The sequence below is a fragment of the Haloferula helveola genome, from assembly GCF_037076345.1.
In the GTDB taxonomy this organism is placed as follows: Bacteria; Verrucomicrobiota; Verrucomicrobiia; order Verrucomicrobiales; family Akkermansiaceae; genus Haloferula; species Haloferula helveola.
Map to the genome: position 1 here is coordinate 1,936,112 of NZ_AP024702.1, position 17,285 is coordinate 1,953,396.

Sequence of the window (17,285 nt, forward strand, 5' to 3'; positions counted from 1 at the left end):
GCGGCTCAAGGGCGGCAAACGAGGATTCGGAACCTCCCGAACGAGCCGCAGCAGTGCCATCTTGCGGCCCATCGACCCCCGATAGGCGCAAAAATGCGTCTTTGTGTCGTGGATTTGCGCGACGAAAAGCCCGACTCAACCGCCCGCAACCTTCACGGAAACCTCCTTCGCCATTTGGCCCATCCGGCTCCGAAGCTCGGCGACCCTGTCCGGAAGTTCGTCCGCGCGGTTCACCCGCTCATAGGGGTCCGTCACCATGTCGAACAGCTCCGGCTTGCCGGTGACCGTCCGCAGTTTCCACCGCCCGACCCTCACCGCCTCCAGTCCACTACGGAAATAGTAGTAGTCCTCTCGCGGAGAAGCATCCGCCTTGCCCGAGAGGAAAGGTGTCAGGTCGTGACCGTCGAGAACGTGCTCGGGCAGAGTGGCTCCACCGGCGGCGAGGCAGGTCCGGTAGATGTCGGGCATGCCGACCAGCTCGCCCGACACCTGGCCGGCCGGCACGGTCCCCGGCCAGCGCACGATCGCCGGAACGCGGGGGCCGCCTTCGTAGGTCTCGCCTTTCGAGCCGCGGAGCGGACCGGTTGAACCGGCGTGCCACAGCTTGTTCTGCGTCCTCAGCATCCGCGGCGGCATCTCGACCCACGGGCCGTTGTCCGAGGCGAAGAAGACCAGCGTGTTGTCGGCCACGCCCTTCTTCTCAAGGGCCGCCAGCACTTCACCGACCGACCAGTCGACTTCCTCGATCACGTCGCCGTAGAGTCCGCCCGCCGACTTCCCGCGCCGGGCATCCGACACATGGATCGGGAGGTGGGGCATCGCGTAGGCGAGGTAGAGAAAGAACGGTCCCTCGGCTTTCTCGATCAAACCCACCGCTTCCTCGGTGTAGCGCGTGGTCAGCGGGTCCTGATCGAAGGGATGCTCGACCATCTCATCGCCGCGATAGAGCCCGAGCGGTTCGTTGGTCTGCACCCACGGTTTGATGTAGTCGTTCGAATACGGCAGCCCGAACCATGTATCGAATCCCTGGTTCACCGGAAGGAACCGCTTCTCCTTGTACCCGAGGTGCCACTTGCCGACCATGTGCGTGGCATAGCCGGCTTCCTTGAGCGCCTCCGCCAACGTCTTCTCCGAGTCGGGCAGGCCGCCTTTGCCGTCCGAGCCGGTGCCGCCATTGAATTTCACCCGCGGCATGTAGCGCCCGGTGATGAGCTGCGTCCGGGAAGGCACACACCACGATCCGGTGACGAACGAGGTCAGCCGGATTCCCTCCCCCGCGAGACGGTCGATATTCGGCGTCTTGATCAGCGGATGGCCGTAGCAGCCTGGATCCCCGTAGCCCATGTCGTCGGCGAAAAGGATGACCACGTTCGGTTTCTCGGCGGCAAGGGACGCCGGGATCCAGAGGGTGAGCGTAAGGAGAAAGCAAAGGCGGATGGCTCGTGCAAACATGCCCGCCATTCAAAGGCATCCGCCGCTCCGGAAAAGAACAGAGTTCCTGCGGGTACAATCACCAGAAAGGATTGGTCTTGGATGCCCCGCATGGTTAGACCGTAGGCGAATGATCGTCCGGATCCTCCCCCTGACTCCCGTGGTCGCCCTCATCTCGGGCTGCATGGTCGTAGGCACCGATTACACCTCGCCCGACACGATCACGCCCGACTCGTGGCACCAGAGCTTGAGCTCGGACCTCCATTCGGGGAGCTCGTCGCTGGAGAAATGGTGGACGCGTTTCAATGACCCGACCCTCAACCGCTTGATCGACACCGCGCGCGGATCGAACCGCGACCTCGCCATCGCCTACGAGCGGATCAACGAGGCACGCGCCAGCCGTGGCATCGCCCGCAGCCAGCTTTTCCCAACGATCGACTTCGGCGGCGGCGTCTCGCGCGGCCGCACCAGCCAGAACCTCGGAACGCCCTCGCCGCCGGCCGGCAAGACGGGCGACTTCTGGTCGACCGGCCTCGACGCCGGGTGGGAAATCGACTTCTTCGGCGGCGTCCGTCGGTCGATCGAGGCGTCCAACGCCACCGTCGAGGGCACCGAGGAGCTCTACCGCGACACCATGGTCAGCCTGCTGGCCGAGGTCGCCTACGCCTACATCCAGATCCGCACGCTCGACGAGCGCATCCGGCTCGCCGAGAACAACATCAAGAACCAACGCGACTCGGTCGGGCTCACCCAGGACCGCTTCGACGCCGGTCTCGCACCGGAACTCGATGTCTCGCAGGCGACCACCAACCTCGCCAGCACCGAGGCCTTTGTCCCTGCCTTGCGCAACCAGCGCGATGTCGCGCTCAACCGTCTCGCCACCCTGATCGGCCGCTACCCCGGCGCCGCGTCCTCGTTCATCGGCAGCTCGAAGGGCATCCCGGTGCCGCCCCGCTCGGCGGGCACCGGCATTCCGTCCGACCTCGTCCGTTCCCGCCCCGACATCCGAGCCGCGGAACGCTCGCTGGCGGCCCAGACCGCCCTCATCGGCGTGGCCGAGGCCGACCTGTTCCCCCGCTTCACGCTCTCGGGCACCTTCCAGCTCCAGTCGACCGCCGCCTCCAGCCTGACCGAGTCGAACTCCCGCAACTACTCGTTCGGCCCGTCGTTCCGCTGGAACATCTTCAGCGCCGGCCGCATCAAGAACCAGATCGCGATCGAGGAATCGCGCACCAAGCAGGCCTACCTGAATTACGAAAGCACCGTGCTCAAGGCGGTCGAGGAGGTGGAAAACGCGCTCTCATCGGTGCGCAACGAACGCGACCGGCTCGGCGCCCTCAACACCGCCGTCACTGCATCGGAGAAAACGGTGTCGCTGGTGAAGGACAACTACGGCGAAGGGCTCATCGACTTCCAGAACGTGCTCGATGCCGAGCGCACCATCTTCGCCAACGAGGACGAGCGCGCGGTCTCGCAGGGCCAGATCGCCGCCGCCTACGTCGCCCTCTTCAAATCCCTCGGCGGAGGCACCCGCATGCGCTCCGCCAAGTCCGGCACGAAGGACTGATCCCGAAACTCCCGAAACCGTGAAAACATCCCCGCTCCTGCTCGCCGCGGTGCTGCTGAGCGCCTGCGAAAAGAAATCGGAGGCCCCACCCCCGCAACCGCTGCCGGTCACCGTCGCCCAGCCGGTGAAACGCGAAGTCACGATCTACCGCGACTTCCCCGCCACCCTGGCAGGCGCCCAGCAGGTCGAGATCCGCGCCCGCGTGCGTGGCATCCTGTCGCTGGCCGATGAGGACCTCGATTTCGCCGGCAATCTGGTCGAGAAGGACACCGAGCTGTTCATCATCGAGCCCGATCCCTACCAGCAGGCGACCGCCGCCGCCCAGGCCGCGGTCGAACGGGCGGAAGCCACCCGTGATCTCAAGCAGAAGACCTTCGAACGGATCTCGAAGGCGGGAAAATCCCGGGCCGTGTCGGAGCTCGACGTCGAGATCGCCGCCGCCGAACTCGCCGAGGCCGAGGCCGCCGTGGCCCAGGCCAAGGCCCAACTCAACGAGTCGGTACTGACGGAGGACTACACGCTCATCAAGGCGCCGATCAGCGGACGGATGTCGCGCCTGCTGGTCGACCCCGGCAACCTCGTCGGCGCGACCGAGTCGACGCTGCTCGCGACGATCATCGACGACTCGGTGATGTATGCCTACTTCGAGGTGCCCGAGCGGCCGCTGATCCGATTCCTGGAACGCCGCACCGCCGACAAGGAGAACGAGCCGGTCTACCAATCGGACATCCGGCTGAAGCTGGCCGACGGTTCGATCTACGACAAGCCGGGGAAGATCGACTACATCGAGAACGAGGTCGACCCCGCCACACGCACGGCGCGCGTCCGCGCGGTGTTCCCGAATGACGACCACCAACTCGCCGCCGGACTCTACGGCCTTGTCGGATACCCGGCCGGCCCGAACCCGGAGAACGTCACCGAAAAGGAGGCCTTCGTCGTCCCCTCGAGCTGCATCCTGCGCGACATCGGCGGCAACTTCGTCTGGGTCGTGGACGACCAGAACATCGTCCGCCGCCGGGCAGTTGAAACGGGAGACTCCGTGGAAAAACCGGATCAGGATCCCAACAAGCCGAAGGAACTCGAAACGGTCGTCAACAAGGGCCTCGACGGCACCGAACGGATCATCGTTTCCGGCCTCCAGCGCGCCCGCGAAGGAGCCCCCGTCACTCCCGTTCCTGCGGAACAGGCCGCGAAAGCGGAAGAGTAGAACCACGGCTCCCCCAGTTCCATGTTCAGCCTCTTCTTCATCAAGCGCCCGATCTTCGCCGCGGTCATCTCGATCGTGATCACGGTGCTCGGCGCCGTGGCGCTGCTCAACCTGCCGATCGCGCGCTACCCGGACCTCGCGCCGCCGACGATCCAGATCTCCGCCGCCTACCCGGGCGCCGATGCGAGAACGGTGGCCGATACCGTCGCGGCGACGATCGAGAAGGAGATCAATGGCGTCGAGGGCATGATCTACATGTCGTCGGTCAGCGGCAACGACGGCAGCATGAACCTGACCGTGACCTTCGAGCCCGGCACGGACCTCGATACCGCCAACGTGCTGGTCCAGAACCGCGTCGCGGTCGCCGAGCCACGCCTCCCCGAGGAGGTCAAGCGCACCGGTGTGAAGGTGAAGAAGAGGTCCACCGACACGGTGATGTTCATCGGCCTGACCTCGCCGAACGGCACCTACGACGCCGCCTATCTGTCGAACTACGCCAACCTTCGTATCCGCGACGAGCTCTCCCGTGTTCCGGGTGTCGGCGACGTCACGGTCTTCGGCGTCGGTGAGTTCAGCATGCGGATCTGGCTCAATCCCGACCTGCTCCGCGCCCGCAACCTCGCCGCCACCGATGTCCTCGCCGCCATTCGCGAGCAGAACATCCAGGTCGCCGCCGGCCGCGTCGGTGCCGCGCCGACCACCCCCGGCACAGCTTTCGAATACATCCTCTCGACCCAGGGCCGCCTCGTGGAAGCCGAGGAGTTCGAGAACATCATCGTCCGCACCGGCGACGAGGGCGGCACGATCCGCCTGCGCGACGTCGCCAGGGTCGAGCTCGGCTCCGACGCCTACGCGATCAACTCCCAGCTCAACGGTGTCCCCTCCGCCACCTTCGCGATCTATCAGATCCCCGGCTCGAACCTCATCGAGGTCGCCACCGGCGTCCGGGAGAAAATGGCCGAGCTCGAGCAGGCCTTTCCCGCGGACGTTGAGTCGAAGGTCGTCTATGACTCGACCGACGTCATCAACGCCTCGATCAAGGAGGTCGTGATCACGCTCTTCGCCACCCTCGTGCTGGTGGTGCTCACCGTCTACCTCTTCCTCCAGAACGCCCGCGCCACGCTGGTCCCGACCATCACCATCCCGGTCTCACTGATCGGCACCTTCTCGGTGCTGCTGGCGATGGGGTTCTCGCTGAACATCCTCACGCTCTTCGGCCTCGTGCTGGTGATCGGAATCGTCGTCGACGACGCCATCATCGTGGTGGAGAACACCTTCGTTCACCTCGAGAAGGGGTTGTCTGGAAAGGAGGCCGCCGCCGAGGCGATGAAGGAGGTCTCCGGGCCGGTGGTCGCCACCACCCTCGTGCTCCTCGCGGTGTTCGTGCCGACCGCCACCATGACCGGCATCACCGGCACGATGTTCAAGCAGTTCGCCGCGACCATCGCCATCGCCACGGTCTTCAGTTCGATCAACGCGCTTACCCTCAGCCCCGCGCTGTGCGGGATTCTCCTCAAGCCGGAGAAAAAGGAACCCCGCGGACTGTTCAAGGTCTTCAACCGGTCGATCGACGCCTCGAATTCCGCCTACCGCAAGATCGTGCGCCTCGCGCTGCGCTTCGCCCCGATCGGTGTGCTGGCATTCATCGCCATGACCGGCGGGTCGATCTACGGCCTCGGCGGCCTGCCGACCGGCTTTGTCCCCCAGGAGGACGAAGGCTACTGTATGATCGGCGTCCAGCTGCCCGATGGCGCCACGCTCGACCGCACGCTCGACGTCGTCGCCAAGGTCGAAAAGATCGTCGCCGACACCGAGGGGACCGTCGATTGCCTGTCGATTACCGGCTACTCGATCATCGACGGCGCCGCGGCGGCGAACACCGGCTTCTGCGTGGTGACCTTCAAGAACTGGAGCGAACGCGATGCTCCCTCACTCCACCAGAAGGTCCTGTTGGAAACCCTGCAGAAGAAGCTGTTCTCCATCCAGGAAGCCGGCGCCTTCGCCTTTGCGATGCCGTCGCTTCCCGGCGTCGGTGTTTCCGGCGGGTTCACCTACATGCTTCAGGACAAGGAAGGCGTCGGGCTCGACCAGCTCCAGGCCGTCGCCGGCGAGGTCATCGCCACCGGCAATGCCGACCCGAAGCTGTCCGGCGTGCGGACGACCTTCCGCGCCAGCGTTCCGCAGATCTACGTCGATATCGATCGCGAGCAGGTCAAGCGCACCGGCACCTCGATGGGCGAGGTTTTCGACACGATGCAGGTCCATCTCGGATCGGCCTACGTCAACGACTTCACGCTCTTCGGCCGAGTCTTCAAGGTCACCGCCCAGGCCGACGCGCCGTTCCGCGACCAGCCCGATGACATCAATGCCCTCCAAGTTCGCGGGGCCGACGGCCGGATGATCCCGCTCGGCGCCGTCGCCGAGCTTCAGGACGTGCTCGGCCCCCAAAACGTCGTTCGTTTCAACATGATGCCCTCGGTGAAGATCCTCGGGAATCCATCGCCGGGCTACAGCTCGGGCGACGCGATGGGGACCATGGAAGCGATCTCCGCCACCACTTTGCCCAGCTCGATGGGATTCTCGTGGTCGGATCTTTCCTTCCAGGAAAAGCAGGCCGGCGCCGGCCTCGGGGCAATCTTCGGTTTCGCCATCCTCATGGTCTATCTGGTACTGGCCGCGCAGTACGAAAGCTGGACGCTACCGATCTCCGTGTGCCTCTCGGTCCCCACCGCCCTGCTCGGTGCGGTCGTAGCAGTCAGCCTGCGCGACATGGAAAACAACGTCTACACGCAGATCGGGATCATCCTGCTCATCGCGATGTCGACCAAGACCGCGATCCTGCTCACCGAGTTCGCCAAACTGAAACGCGATGAGGGTATGAGCATCTTCGACTCCGCCGTGGAGGCCGTCCGCCTGCGCTTCCGCGCCGTGATGATGACGGCTCTCTCGTTCGTTCTCGGCGTCATTCCCCTACTGATTGCATCAGGTGCCGGCGCCGAGTCCCGCAAGATCCTCGGCACCGCCGTCTTCGGCGGCATGCTCGCCGCCACCCTCGTCTCCCTCGCCGCCGTCCCGATGCTCTACTACGTCATCCAGCGCCTCGTCGAAGCCACCCGCGGCAAAAAGCAAGAGCCGGCCGAGGAGTCATAGAAAGGACCGCGCGGCTCCGACCGCGCCCCGGAACCCGAGCATGGTGCGCGGACTTCAGTCCGCCCCGGCATGTCCGCCGAAGCCCCGGCGACGGAGGTGGCGAAGGAGGAAACCCAAGCAAGGTAGGGACGAGCGCCCTCGCTCGTCCGCCGATGAAGTCGAAGCTCGTCCGCCAACAAAATCGGGCCTGTTCCTCGAACCCACTCCATCACCCCCACCCCGGTCGGCCGAGGGCGTCCGGCCCTACCTCACCGCCAACCACGCGTAGAAAACCGTGAAAGCGAGGAACAGCAACGTCAGCAGGTGATACCCGGCCCGCAGCCACCACTTCGTCAGAAACGGCCGCGCATCCATCACCCCCTGAAGCCCCAGCCTCACTCCCCAGAAAACCGCATTCGCCCCACACACCAATCGCGCCAGCCGACTGCCACCCGCCAGATCACCGGGCACCAGCAAACTGAACAAACCGAAGGTCAGGATCGTCGCCGCGGTGTAGGCACCATAGATCCAGTACATCTGCCGCAACAGTTTCGGCAAACTCGCGAAGTGCCCTTTCCAGTCGAGTTGCTTCGGCACCATTGCCGACGCCACCAGGATCGAGAGCTGAAGCACACCCGCCCCCTGGACGATAGCGGGAAGATCGGTGGCAAGATTCATTCGACAAACGAATCATCGGCCGCCGGAAAGCCAATGCAAAGACCAATGACTCATCCCCTACAGCGCTTTGCTTTATTCTGTAGCCGTTTCTCTAATCTCGATGAAGAGACTGAACCGCGAAAATCGCGAAAGGCCACGAAATCTGAAATGACTTCCTGCCTCTGGATTTAGCGGCTTTTCGCGATTTTCGCGGTTCACTTCTATTTCCATTGTTGCCTGAAATCGGTGATCTCCATTCGCTTCCTGGCGGCTACGACATATCGGAAAATGCACTGATCCCTTCTTCTTTGCGTCCTTGGCGTCTTGGCGGTTCCATCTTCTACCTCCAGAAACCCTCACCCAGATCCTCAAGTCCGACTCCCTCAATCGAGGTCGTCAAAAACCCCGGTCTCATCCTCGGGCGTGACTTCCTTCGGGCCGGGCATGCCGAGCGGCAGCTTCTTCGTCCGATCAAAGCGCTTGCGGCCCGAAAGCACCGCCTGCCCTTCGTGCTCGTCTTCCCGCACTTCCCGCCAGTAGCCGAGATTGATGGCGAGATGGTAACCGGCGCCGTAAAGAAGGAAGGCAACCCCTAGCCCGAAAAAGACCGGACCTAGCACCACGCAGACGCCGCTCGTGGCCTGAGGCACGTGCAAGCTCGCGAGCAGTGCCAACACCACCCAACACGCGAGAAACCCGGTGCCAAAGCGAAGCATCCACCGGGAAAACGGCGTGAGCTGCAACACACTCGGTTTCAGTTCCCGGACTCGGGCTGGATCCTGATCAATCACGGGGAAGGAAGAGATACCTCTGAAACTAAGCAAAACGTTCTCCGCAATCCCAGCAGAAACAGGACCGCCCCCTGGGCCCGACAGGCCAGTAGCCAGCAACCGCTTTCTCCATTCTGCAGCCGTTTCACGAGACTCGATGAAGAGATTGAACAGCGAAAATCGCGAATTTACGCGAATCTGGTAGAGCTTGAACTGACATCCTAGATTCGGATTTCGCGGCCTTTCGCGATTTTCGCTGTTCACTTGCAGCTCCCTTCAATCGGCTGTGGTCAGTCGCTGTCACGCAGCTACCACATTACGGAACATACTCTTGCAACCGGGTATTCTCCGCCAGCTCTGCTAATCCCAACGGGATTGCGTCCTACAGCCCGGGGTTGCACCGCCGTAGGCGGTTTACCCCGGGGGCATCATCGGCGCCTTCCCCAACCCCAACGGGGTTATGTCCCCGCCTCAGCCCGCGACACAACTCCGTTTCGGCAAGGACTTTTGGCATCCGGTCCAATCCAATCTTCTTCGCGTCCTTGGTGTCTTGGCGGTTCCATATCCCGCGGCAGTCAAGCCCCGCACCCGGACCGGCCGACAGGGCGATTCACCACACGCCTACGGCACACGCAGGATCTTCTCCATCTTCTTCCCCTTCGCCAACTCGTCGACGAGTTTGTCCAGATACCGGCAGTTCCGAATCAACGGGTCTTCGATCTCCTCAACCCGGTAGCCGCAAATGACGCCCGTTATCAGGTGCGCGTTCGGGTGGAGGCTGCACTTTTCGAAGAACTCGCCGAAAGTCACATCGCCGTCGACCAGCGATTGCTGTCGCTCCGCGTCGTAGCCCGTAAGCCAACGGATCACTTCCTGAAGCTCCTCTTCCGTTCGCCCCTTCTTCACCACTTTTGCGAGATAGAGAGGATAGATCGACGCGAAGCTCATCTTCGCAATGCGTGCGGCGGTACCGGGAGGCGGCTTTTTCATGGAGTGGCAATGTTTGGACAGGAAGCGAGAAGACAGCCCGCCCCGGCGTTCAGACAGAAGGTGGCAGAGGATCTTGCCCCGGCATCGGAACGATGCGCCCAGCCCCCATCAACGCTTGATTTGGATCGCCATCGGAATTCCCTCGATCGGGGACGAGTGCTCCGAGACGATCTTCCATTGCCCGTCGACCTTGCGGAGGGTCATGGTCGTTTGCTTGTGGATCTGCAAATTCACGCCGTTCCCCGACATCCGCGCCTTGTACCTGTGCTCGAACGCCGCGACCGCCACATCGCCGAAGACCCTGACCTCGAGACGGAGTGGAACGGAGTCGGAGCATGTCCACTCTCTTTGGCTCTCCCGGTAGGACTCTTTGACCTCGTCAAGGCCGTGATGCCAACGACCGCCGCTATCCACCATGTCCAGCTCTTCGCTATCCTCATAAAACGCTCCCATCACTTCGGGATCGTTCTTGCTCAGCGAAGAAGCCCACGCCTTGACCCGGGCTTCAACCGCCTCCACCTCCGCGGCCCTGACCATCGGCAACAGAAGCAAACCCAAGAGGAAGCAGGAGGTCCGAAGGTGCGCGATACGTGTTTTCATGGTCTTGGGGATGTTGAAGGATCGTTACCGATTTCCTGTGCCGGCTTGATGATCGAAAGTCGTTCTTCCGCCACTCACCTGCCGGTGTCAGCGACTCAGCATCGCAAAGAAAATCGAGATCAAAAACGACAGTCCGAAGTACCACGCGCAGATCCGGATCGTCACGCCCCGGCTGGCTCCGCAGACCTTGTCGACCAGCAGATACAAGGCCGCGATATCGATGATGACGGTGAACGGGCCGAGAACGCCGGAGAGCAGCAGTCTCGAGATGAATCCGACGATCAGCATCCCGATGATGACGATCCAGGTCTCGGTGAGACTCTGCGACGCATTGGTCGAGCGGGTGAACAGGGTGATCAGGAACCAAAGGATCCCGACCGAAAGAAAGGTGCTGATGATGTGCATCGCTGGATAAGGAATCCGACCTCCTACAGTCCGAACTCGGAGAGCTTCATCGTCTGGAAGACCAGATCGGCCCGCGAGGATTCATAGAGAATGCCCAGCGTTTCGTCATCCACGATCACCAGCGAACTGTACGCACCACCCCGCTTATCGAGCAGGATCTGCTTACCGGCGGGCCAGGTCATCCCGTCATCGAGGCTGACGCGGACCGTCATCTTCTCCCGCTTCGTCTTGCTGTTCGGATTCGAAAAGAAAAGCACCCTCCGCCCATCCTTCAGCGTGTGGGCAATCAGGCTGGCCATGCAGACCGGCTCCGGCAACGCGCCGTGATCCGACGGATGCTTGGACCAGGTCCGCCCCTTGTCCTTCGTCACGCTGACCGCCCTGCCGTTGGTCTCCGACTTGTCGCTCCGGTTCCGGTTGTCCCGCATGTTCAGCATCAGCGAGCCGTCGCTCAGCTCCACCACCGCGCATTCGGTGGTATCGCGACGGGCAAAGGCCGACACCGTCCATGTCTTCCCGCGATCGTCGCTCCACATGATGTTGGAAAAGGGCTTGCCGGTCTCATCCCGGCCTTGGGTCGGCATCACCAGCGTCCCGTCGGACATCGTGATTCCATTGCCGGGAGCCGGAGCGAACAAATGCCACTTCGGATCCTTCAGTTCCTTCGTCAGGTTCTCGGGCTCCGACCATGTGATGCCGTCATCCGAGGAACGGACCATCATGAACTGCGTCGACTTGGCGATCTCGTGCCCCGGCTCCGACCCCTTGCCGCGCCATTGGTGGGTTCCCGGCTTCCCGTGGGTCCACACCGCCGAAACCATGATCTCGCCCGTCTCCCGATCAATCAGGATGTTGGGATCCGAACAGCCGTTCTGATCCTGCCCCAACCCTCCGAACTCGCCCATGTCCATGACGGGCCGGGGTTTCTCCCAGGTCTTGCCGCCGTCGGTCGAGCGGGACAACCCGATGTCCATGTGCCCCTGCAGGTCACGGCGGCTGTTGTAGCGCATGTCGTACACCGCCAGCAGCGTGCCCTTGGCGGTCCGGGCGATCGCGGGGATCCGGAACGTATGGCAGTCCGCCTCGCCGCTTCGGTGAATGATCACCGCAGACCTCTCGGCAGCGGAACCGATCAGCGGAGTGAGCAGCAGTATCGTCAAAAGGGTCTTGATCATCCTCATCACATTCCTTGTCTGGAGCCTCCCGCTCAGAGTCCCGTCAGTCCTCTTGCTCCGGCCACTCTCCGACGTGAGGTAGGACATTGGCGCTGAAGAATTCATCCCAATCACCCTTCGACAGCTGCTCCATGAAGGAATCGACATTCTCGGGAGGAACATCGAACCGGACCGGATCGACCAGGTTCGAGAGGAAAGCCACATTCAATCCGGAGCCAAGCTCCTGAACGACGCCGTTGACGACCAATCCGCTCTCATTGGTTCCCTCCGGCCAAGCACTGAGAACGGTCGCCGACCCCTTCATGTCAGGAAGTGGATCGGAAGAGTAGGTGACACTGTCTCGAGGAGCGACACTCCCCTCCTCAGGGGGCACATAATATTCAAGGATCAGGACCCGGTAGATGTTGTCCCCTTGATTCATTTGCCCGCCGGCCCTCCAGCGGTATTCCCTTCCGTCGGCAAACATATCGCCACCTTGCCATTTCGGTGATGTCGCGCCTTCTTCGTTGCTCCTGTCACAACTGGTGAGAATCAAAGCGACAAGCGCGAGCGGGATGATGGTTCGCATGGAGATGAAGGTTTAGGGTGGACACGAATGGCTCGGCGGCGATGCACTTCACTCTTGAGCCGAGCCTTGGGTATTATGGGGTAGCTCTCCACTTCTGTATCGCTCTCCGTGCCATCGTCTCCTTCGACTGGTCGACGTAGACTTGAGGGCCACCCGAAACGCTGTAGCGAGCCGTAATCAAGGACACTCCCAGCTCCTCCCTAAGCATGCCGGCAATGTCGGTCAATTCGGCCAGGTCTACTGCATCTACGGGGATTGCGACCACGCCTTGACGAATGAGATCCGCTTGCTGCGACCACTCCCCGCCCAGCGTTGGGCGACCAGCTAGGTAGGCCACTCTCGAAGATCCTGCCAAGTAGTCTGCTGCTGAGCTTCCGGACCTGCCCTCAAGGCTCCACTGAATCAGTAATGGCGAGGCGGCGATTGTGATCAGCAGGGAGCACAGCCCCATTCTCAGAAGCGCCGCTGCAGTCTTCTTTTTCATAGCACAACGTCTCAGTGAAGACGCGCGAGCACAAGGCCGCACGCCGGGAATGGACTAACGCTCCGGATCCACGAAGCGGAACGCAACAAAGCGGCGGTTAAGCGTCGATCCCCCACGGCTTGTTCGTTTATTCATTCCCGAGCGACCTACGAAGCCGTTGCGGATCCCTCCGACAATCGAGCACACGATAGACAATGACGACGTCACCCTCTATCCGGTAGTAGATCGCGTACGGGAACCGCCTGGAAAGCAACCGATGAAATCCGAACAGCTGCCGGTGAATGCCTCCATATAGGACGAGGGAATCGATGTCGGAGAACAAGCAGTCCTGAAAATAGTCGCCGACTCCCTCCTCCTGACGGTTGTAGAAGTCGCTGCCCGCCTCAAGATCACCGATGGCGGACTCGAGGATGCGGATCCTCATGGTCGTGTCCGAAGGCGGCGCTTGGCCTCGTCCCAGTCCACTTGCTGTTCCTCGCCGGCCGCGAGACGGGCCTCAGTCTCACGGAGGACCAATTCGTGCCACGCGGGGGACTCATAGTCCTCCTCAACAAGGCTCAAATCGGTCCACAGGGCCTCCATCAACCTGAGTTTCTCGGGTCGTGGCAACCGCAACGCTTCTTCCTGCACGCTCACGCGATCTAATTACCACCTAGTTCCTCCGGCCTCAAGCGTCCTGAACCGCCCCCCCTTCCGACTCAGGGGTCAACAATCGGGGTTCTCCAACGTCAAAGGCATGGCGCGACGCCCGAACAATGGCGGGGCTCCGGGCCAGATTGAAGGGATTGAATCACCGGAAACGAAATTCAACAAGATTAGATGAGAAGGCAGCAGGGCGCGGAAGCGCCAGAAGGGTAAGCTCTTGCTGCCATGAATACCACATCATCGACCACCATCATCGGAATCGACCTCGGAGACCGGAAGCACTCGATCTGCGCGCTCGACGCCTCAGCCACGATCCTCGACGAGCGCACGATCACCAACCATCGCGAGTCACTGCGCAGGCTCTCCGAAAAACACCCCGGTGCCACCATCGCCATGGAGGTCGGAACCCACAGTCCGTGGACGAGCCGCTTCCTCGCCTCGCGTGGTCACGAGGTCATCGTCGCCAACCCGCGCAAGCTTCGCGCCATCTACGCCAACACCCGCAAGTCCGACCGCCACGACGCCCGCATGCTCGCCCGCCTCGCACGCGCCGACCGCGAGCTGCTCCACCCCATCGAGCATGGTAGCGAGCAGGCGCAGCGCGACCTCCTTCAGGTCAAGTTGCGTGACAATCTCGTTGCCCGCCGAGTCGACATCCTCAACTCGGTGCGCATGACCCTCAAGAGTCTCGGCATCCGCGTTCCGAAATCCAGCACACCCGCCGTGGCGAGACGCTGCCGCGAGTTCCTGGCCGGAGAACACGCGGAGATCCTCGCCATGATCGAACCCTCACTGGAGGTCCTTGATTCGCTAAACGCCGGCATCAATCGCCTCGACAAGTCCATCGAGGAGACCTGCGCACGCTATCCCGCCACGGCCCGGCTCATGAAGATTCGTGGAGTCGGCCCCATCACCGCCCTGACCTTCGTCCTCGTCGTCGGTGATCCGGAACGCTTCACCTCCAACCGCAACGTCGCCGCCTACCTCGGACTTGTGCCGCGGCGCGAGCAGTCCGGAGACATCGACAAGCAACTGCGCATCTCCAAAGCCGGCAACGCCTACCTCAGACGCCTGCTCATCGGTTGCGCACAATACTTGCTCGGTCACTTCGGCATCGACTGCGAGCTCAGACGCCACGGGGAGAAACTTGCCGCCATGGGTGGCCCCAGGGCGAAGAAGAAAGCCGTCGTCGCTGTCGCCCGCAAGCTGGCGGTCCTGATGCTCACCCTCTGGCGCGGAGAACTCGACTACGATCCCTTCCACCATTCCGGACAACCCGCCGAAGCGGCCTGACCCGCCGCGCACGGCGACCCTTTTCCCACGATGAAACGACTTCCCAACAGATTCGGGACGACTGCGGCACCGCGGCAGCACCAGGCCGAGAGGCCCCGAGTGCGCTAACAAGATGGCAGCGTCCCACCCCTCTCCATGAGAACAACGAAGCAAGGATCGAATCATGCACCCGGCCCCAAACGGAAGCGGGCCGGACAAATGCGAATGGAAGCCCGGAGCCTTGTTTCATTCCGTGACCGCCGCAGCAGCACTCGCTCGGTAACGACACGGGGCTGCCGCCCCGCACCCCGCCGAGCTGGGGTCAGCTCGACCACACTCGGTTCCCCCCCAAACCCCCATCCGGGGGCTTCGCCCCTCCCGTCCCCCCGGGGAGCGGGGGGACATCTTCCAATCCTAACACTCCAGAACGAATGTTGAGGCAAACCTCAATTCCCAGTTGACTGCCTTCTCATGGAAGGCCGCGGTTAGGCGTCGCCATCGCCGCCTTGTTGGGCTTGGAATTTTGTTCGGAGGACTTTGGCGGGCTCGTGATCGGTGTAACGAGCAGTGAACGTGAACGAGCCATCGTCTGCCCGGTCTACGTCGAGATGGGTATGGGCATGTGGCCCACCGTGCCAACCAATCGAAACCCAATCTGGGCGGTAACGCACAAAAATTACCCCCCGCTCTCGCCAAGGTTCTGGCACAGGCTGATCGTCATGCTTGGACATCGAGTGCCAGTTCCACTCAGGTTCCGGCTCCGACATCAGCTTGTGAGCAAACGCGGCAACCTCTCGAAAGTCGGCATCTTCCATTCCGTCCATGTAAGCGCGTCCAATTCGCGCCTGCTCCTGGGCGAACTCGAAGGATCTGTTCATCGCTACGACGAACTGAGTCACCACAACCGCACCAACCATGGCGGCAACCAAAAGAGTGCCGATGAGGAGCTTCTTCATTCTTCGGCCCAACAGTATTTATTCATACCCTCCCGAGGGTTGATATCCGGGAGGTGATTTGAGGGAGGGTGGCCTTGGAGGTCCTGATGTTTCAAGGAATTCCTGAGCTCGGAAGGATGATATCAGGGTTGGGGAGTGCGCGGGATTTCGGCGGGACGGTCTGTGCTGATATCACTCGGTCCCGGGAGGAGGGAATCTGATCCTCGGGGTGCGGCGGGCGGGCGGGAATGCGAATCAAGGCTGCGCCTTGATCTGAGAAGTGCGGCGGTGCCGGAAGATGAATGACCCGGGGTGCGCTACGCTTGCCCCGGGCTATAAGATGAAGCCCCGACGGGGCTTTTTGAGCCGGTGTGCCTTGCGACTTGGGTGGATGCGCGTCGCCGCAGATGCCGGTTTCATAACCGGCGCTCCATTTCCAGCCCCTGGCCCCTCGGCCCTGACCCCCTCCTCTCGCTCACGGCCGATGCCGGTTTCACAACCGGCGCTACATTTCTGACCACCGGCCACCGACCACTGACCACCGGCTCGACCTCACGCAAGAGGCCGGTTTCATAACCGGCGCTCCATGCATCACTCGCGGCTGTGGACTCGTTGCCTGTCCGGCTTCGATCAGGCGAAGGGGCGGTGAAGGAATTCCAGGAAGGGGTAGATGATTCTCAGTACGAAGGGCGGAGGGAAAAGCAGTGCCACGGTGAGCGCGAGCAGGCCTTGGGTGAAGGTCCAGCCCCGGAAGCTCGCACCCAAACCGCAACGTTTGCCGAAGGCGGATCGTTCGACCAATGCCGCCACGCCCTGGATCATGAAGAACACCGTCGGCAGCCCGTAGCCACCACCGGCCGGCACGGTGATGGCGAGTTCGTGGAGGATGCCGCTGAACAGGAACCCTGCGAGCACCGCGGCGGATCCGCCATGGCGGCGCAGCACCGGCTTGAAAACCATCCGGTGCGTCAGGTCTCGGAACGCGATGTTCCAGTGCCGTCCCCAGAAGCCGGAAACCGACGTCGCCAGCAGCGGGCGGTTCATCAACGGGACCGCGTCGATTCCCCTGCTTCTCCAGAAGCAGCTCAGCAAATGGAAGGCCCCGAAGTGGAGCAGGAAGATGATGCCGACCATCGCGCACCAGCCGCTCAGGAGTGGCGGCTCGAGCCGCGTGGCCAGCACCAGCAGAACGATTCCCAGCACCGTTTTGAATCCGGCCGCCAGCCACTCGCGCGACGACGGCGGTGGCACCTCCTTCGCCGAGAGGAACGCCCGGGCGTCCATGCCCGGCCAGAGGAAGAGGTAGGCGAGCTTGCGCGGGCTTGATGCCGGGCCCCCCCTTTCCCACCAGAACGACGCGGCCTTGAGCACGGCGAACATGACGACCGCGATGGCCCACATGAGCGCCCATCGCGGGCCGTCGCCGGGAAGCCAAGGCACCGTTTCCACG

General features: G+C 62.5%; 17 protein-coding genes. 4 read left to right on the forward strand and 13 right to left on the reverse strand.

The window, feature by feature from the left end; translation table 11 throughout:
- Positions 1-135: 135 nt before the first annotated feature.
- Positions 136-1,452 carry a sulfatase gene (locus HAHE_RS07045; RefSeq protein ID WP_338689730.1) on the reverse strand — a complete coding sequence of 439 codons (1,317 nt, stop codon included), beginning with the start codon at positions 1,450-1,452 and terminating at the stop codon, positions 136-138.
- Positions 1,453-1,561: 109 nt separating this feature from the next.
- Between HAHE_RS07045 and HAHE_RS07050 the strand changes: the two genes are divergently transcribed.
- Genes HAHE_RS07050 through HAHE_RS07060 form a run of 3 tightly spaced genes read left to right on the forward strand, consistent with a single transcriptional unit; the run spans position 1,562 to position 7,355 of the window.
- The gene (locus tag HAHE_RS07050) at positions 1,562-2,998 is read left to right on the forward strand and encodes an efflux transporter outer membrane subunit (protein ID WP_338689731.1); all 1,437 of its coding nucleotides are present in this window, start codon (positions 1,562-1,564) and stop codon (positions 2,996-2,998) included.
- A 19-nt stretch (positions 2,999-3,017) separates the two neighbouring features.
- Positions 3,018-4,205 carry an efflux RND transporter periplasmic adaptor subunit gene (locus tag HAHE_RS07055; protein WP_338689732.1) on the forward strand — a complete coding sequence of 396 codons (1,188 nt, stop codon included), beginning with the start codon at positions 3,018-3,020 and terminating at the stop codon, positions 4,203-4,205.
- A gap of 21 nt (positions 4,206-4,226) precedes the next feature.
- Positions 4,227-7,355, forward strand: coding sequence for a multidrug efflux RND transporter permease subunit (locus HAHE_RS07060; RefSeq protein ID WP_338689733.1), 3,129 nt, complete (start codon positions 4,227-4,229; stop codon positions 7,353-7,355).
- A 243-nt stretch (positions 7,356-7,598) separates the two neighbouring features.
- Here the strand turns inward: HAHE_RS07060 and HAHE_RS07065 are convergent, their stop codons facing one another.
- From HAHE_RS07065 to HAHE_RS07110, 10 genes are all read right to left on the reverse strand, one after another.
- A complete protein-coding gene (locus tag HAHE_RS07065; RefSeq protein ID WP_338689734.1) occupies positions 7,599-8,012 on the reverse strand; it encodes a hypothetical protein in 414 nt (137 codons plus the stop codon).
- A 362-nt stretch (positions 8,013-8,374) separates the two neighbouring features.
- Positions 8,375-9,025, reverse strand: a complete 651-nt coding sequence (locus HAHE_RS07070) for a hypothetical protein (protein ID WP_338689735.1) — start codon at positions 9,023-9,025, stop codon at positions 8,375-8,377.
- A 357-nt stretch (positions 9,026-9,382) separates the two neighbouring features.
- Positions 9,383-9,751 (reverse strand): DUF2200 domain-containing protein, encoded by a 369-nt coding sequence (locus tag HAHE_RS07075; RefSeq protein ID WP_338689736.1) that lies wholly within the window; start codon positions 9,749-9,751, stop codon positions 9,383-9,385.
- A 108-nt stretch (positions 9,752-9,859) separates the two neighbouring features.
- Positions 9,860-10,351, reverse strand: coding sequence for a nuclear transport factor 2 family protein (locus HAHE_RS07080; RefSeq protein ID WP_338689737.1), 492 nt, complete (start codon positions 10,349-10,351; stop codon positions 9,860-9,862).
- Between the two features lie 87 nt (positions 10,352-10,438).
- Complete coding sequence (locus HAHE_RS07085) at positions 10,439-10,756, reverse strand: hypothetical protein (protein ID WP_338689738.1); 318 nt, start codon at positions 10,754-10,756, stop codon at positions 10,439-10,441.
- A gap of 23 nt (positions 10,757-10,779) precedes the next feature.
- Positions 10,780-11,931: a sialidase family protein gene (locus HAHE_RS07090; RefSeq protein ID WP_338689739.1), complete on the reverse strand. Its 1,152-nt coding sequence runs from the start codon at positions 11,929-11,931 to the stop codon at positions 10,780-10,782.
- 43 nt (positions 11,932-11,974) lie between these two features.
- Positions 11,975-12,499, reverse strand: coding sequence for a hypothetical protein (locus tag HAHE_RS07095; RefSeq protein ID WP_338689740.1), 525 nt, complete (start codon positions 12,497-12,499; stop codon positions 11,975-11,977).
- A gap of 73 nt (positions 12,500-12,572) precedes the next feature.
- A complete protein-coding gene (locus tag HAHE_RS07100) occupies positions 12,573-12,983 on the reverse strand; it encodes a hypothetical protein (protein WP_338689741.1) in 411 nt (136 codons plus the stop codon).
- Between the two features lie 127 nt (positions 12,984-13,110).
- Entirely contained in the window at positions 13,111-13,407 is a 297-nt protein-coding gene (locus HAHE_RS07105; protein WP_338689742.1) for a type II toxin-antitoxin system RelE/ParE family toxin, read from the reverse strand.
- A complete protein-coding gene (locus HAHE_RS07110; RefSeq protein WP_338689744.1) occupies positions 13,404-13,619 on the reverse strand; it encodes an addiction module protein in 216 nt (71 codons plus the stop codon). The genes HAHE_RS07105 and HAHE_RS07110 overlap by 4 nt, the downstream gene beginning before the upstream one ends.
- A gap of 234 nt (positions 13,620-13,853) precedes the next feature.
- Between HAHE_RS07110 and HAHE_RS07115 the strand changes: the two genes are divergently transcribed.
- Positions 13,854-14,921, forward strand: a complete 1,068-nt coding sequence (locus HAHE_RS07115) for an IS110 family transposase (RefSeq protein ID WP_338684835.1) — start codon at positions 13,854-13,856, stop codon at positions 14,919-14,921.
- A gap of 464 nt (positions 14,922-15,385) precedes the next feature.
- On the opposite strand, the gene HAHE_RS07120 is transcribed toward HAHE_RS07115, so the two are convergent.
- Together HAHE_RS07120 and HAHE_RS07125 are read right to left on the reverse strand one after the other, a co-directional pair.
- Positions 15,386-15,856, reverse strand: coding sequence for a hypothetical protein (locus HAHE_RS07120; protein ID WP_338689746.1), 471 nt, complete (start codon positions 15,854-15,856; stop codon positions 15,386-15,388).
- 609 nt (positions 15,857-16,465) lie between these two features.
- Entirely contained in the window at positions 16,466-17,284 is an 819-nt protein-coding gene (locus HAHE_RS07125) for a membrane bound O-acyl transferase family-domain-containing protein (protein ID WP_338689748.1), read from the reverse strand.
- Position 17,285: the final 1 nt, after the last annotated feature.

What these genes read in the sequence shown, in the direction of transcription:
- HAHE_RS07045 (WP_338689730.1), bottom strand. Translation starts at nt 1,452, where the DNA reads ATGTTTGCACGAGCCATCCGCCTTTGCTTTCTCCTTACGCTCACCCTC.
- HAHE_RS07050 (WP_338689731.1), top strand. Translation starts at nt 1,562, where the DNA reads ATGATCGTCCGGATCCTCCCCCTGACTCCCGTGGTCGCCCTCATCTCG.
- HAHE_RS07060 (WP_338689733.1), top strand. Translation starts at nt 4,227, where the DNA reads ATGTTCAGCCTCTTCTTCATCAAGCGCCCGATCTTCGCCGCGGTCATC.
- HAHE_RS07065 (WP_338689734.1), bottom strand. Translation starts at nt 8,012, where the DNA reads ATGAATCTTGCCACCGATCTTCCCGCTATCGTCCAGGGGGCGGGTGTG.
- HAHE_RS07075 (WP_338689736.1), bottom strand. Translation starts at nt 9,751, where the DNA reads ATGAAAAAGCCGCCTCCCGGTACCGCCGCACGCATTGCGAAGATGAGC.
- HAHE_RS07080 (WP_338689737.1), bottom strand. Translation starts at nt 10,351, where the DNA reads ATGAAAACACGTATCGCGCACCTTCGGACCTCCTGCTTCCTCTTGGGT.
- HAHE_RS07085 (WP_338689738.1), bottom strand. Translation starts at nt 10,756, where the DNA reads ATGCACATCATCAGCACCTTTCTTTCGGTCGGGATCCTTTGGTTCCTG.
- HAHE_RS07090 (WP_338689739.1), bottom strand. Translation starts at nt 11,931, where the DNA reads ATGATCAAGACCCTTTTGACGATACTGCTGCTCACTCCGCTGATCGGT.
- HAHE_RS07095 (WP_338689740.1), bottom strand. Translation starts at nt 12,499, where the DNA reads ATGCGAACCATCATCCCGCTCGCGCTTGTCGCTTTGATTCTCACCAGT.
- HAHE_RS07100 (WP_338689741.1), bottom strand. Translation starts at nt 12,983, where the DNA reads ATGAAAAAGAAGACTGCAGCGGCGCTTCTGAGAATGGGGCTGTGCTCC.
- HAHE_RS07105 (WP_338689742.1), bottom strand. Translation starts at nt 13,407, where the DNA reads ATGAGGATCCGCATCCTCGAGTCCGCCATCGGTGATCTTGAGGCGGGC.
- HAHE_RS07115 (WP_338684835.1), top strand. Translation starts at nt 13,854, where the DNA reads ATGAATACCACATCATCGACCACCATCATCGGAATCGACCTCGGAGAC.
- HAHE_RS07120 (WP_338689746.1), bottom strand. Translation starts at nt 15,856, where the DNA reads ATGAAGAAGCTCCTCATCGGCACTCTTTTGGTTGCCGCCATGGTTGGT.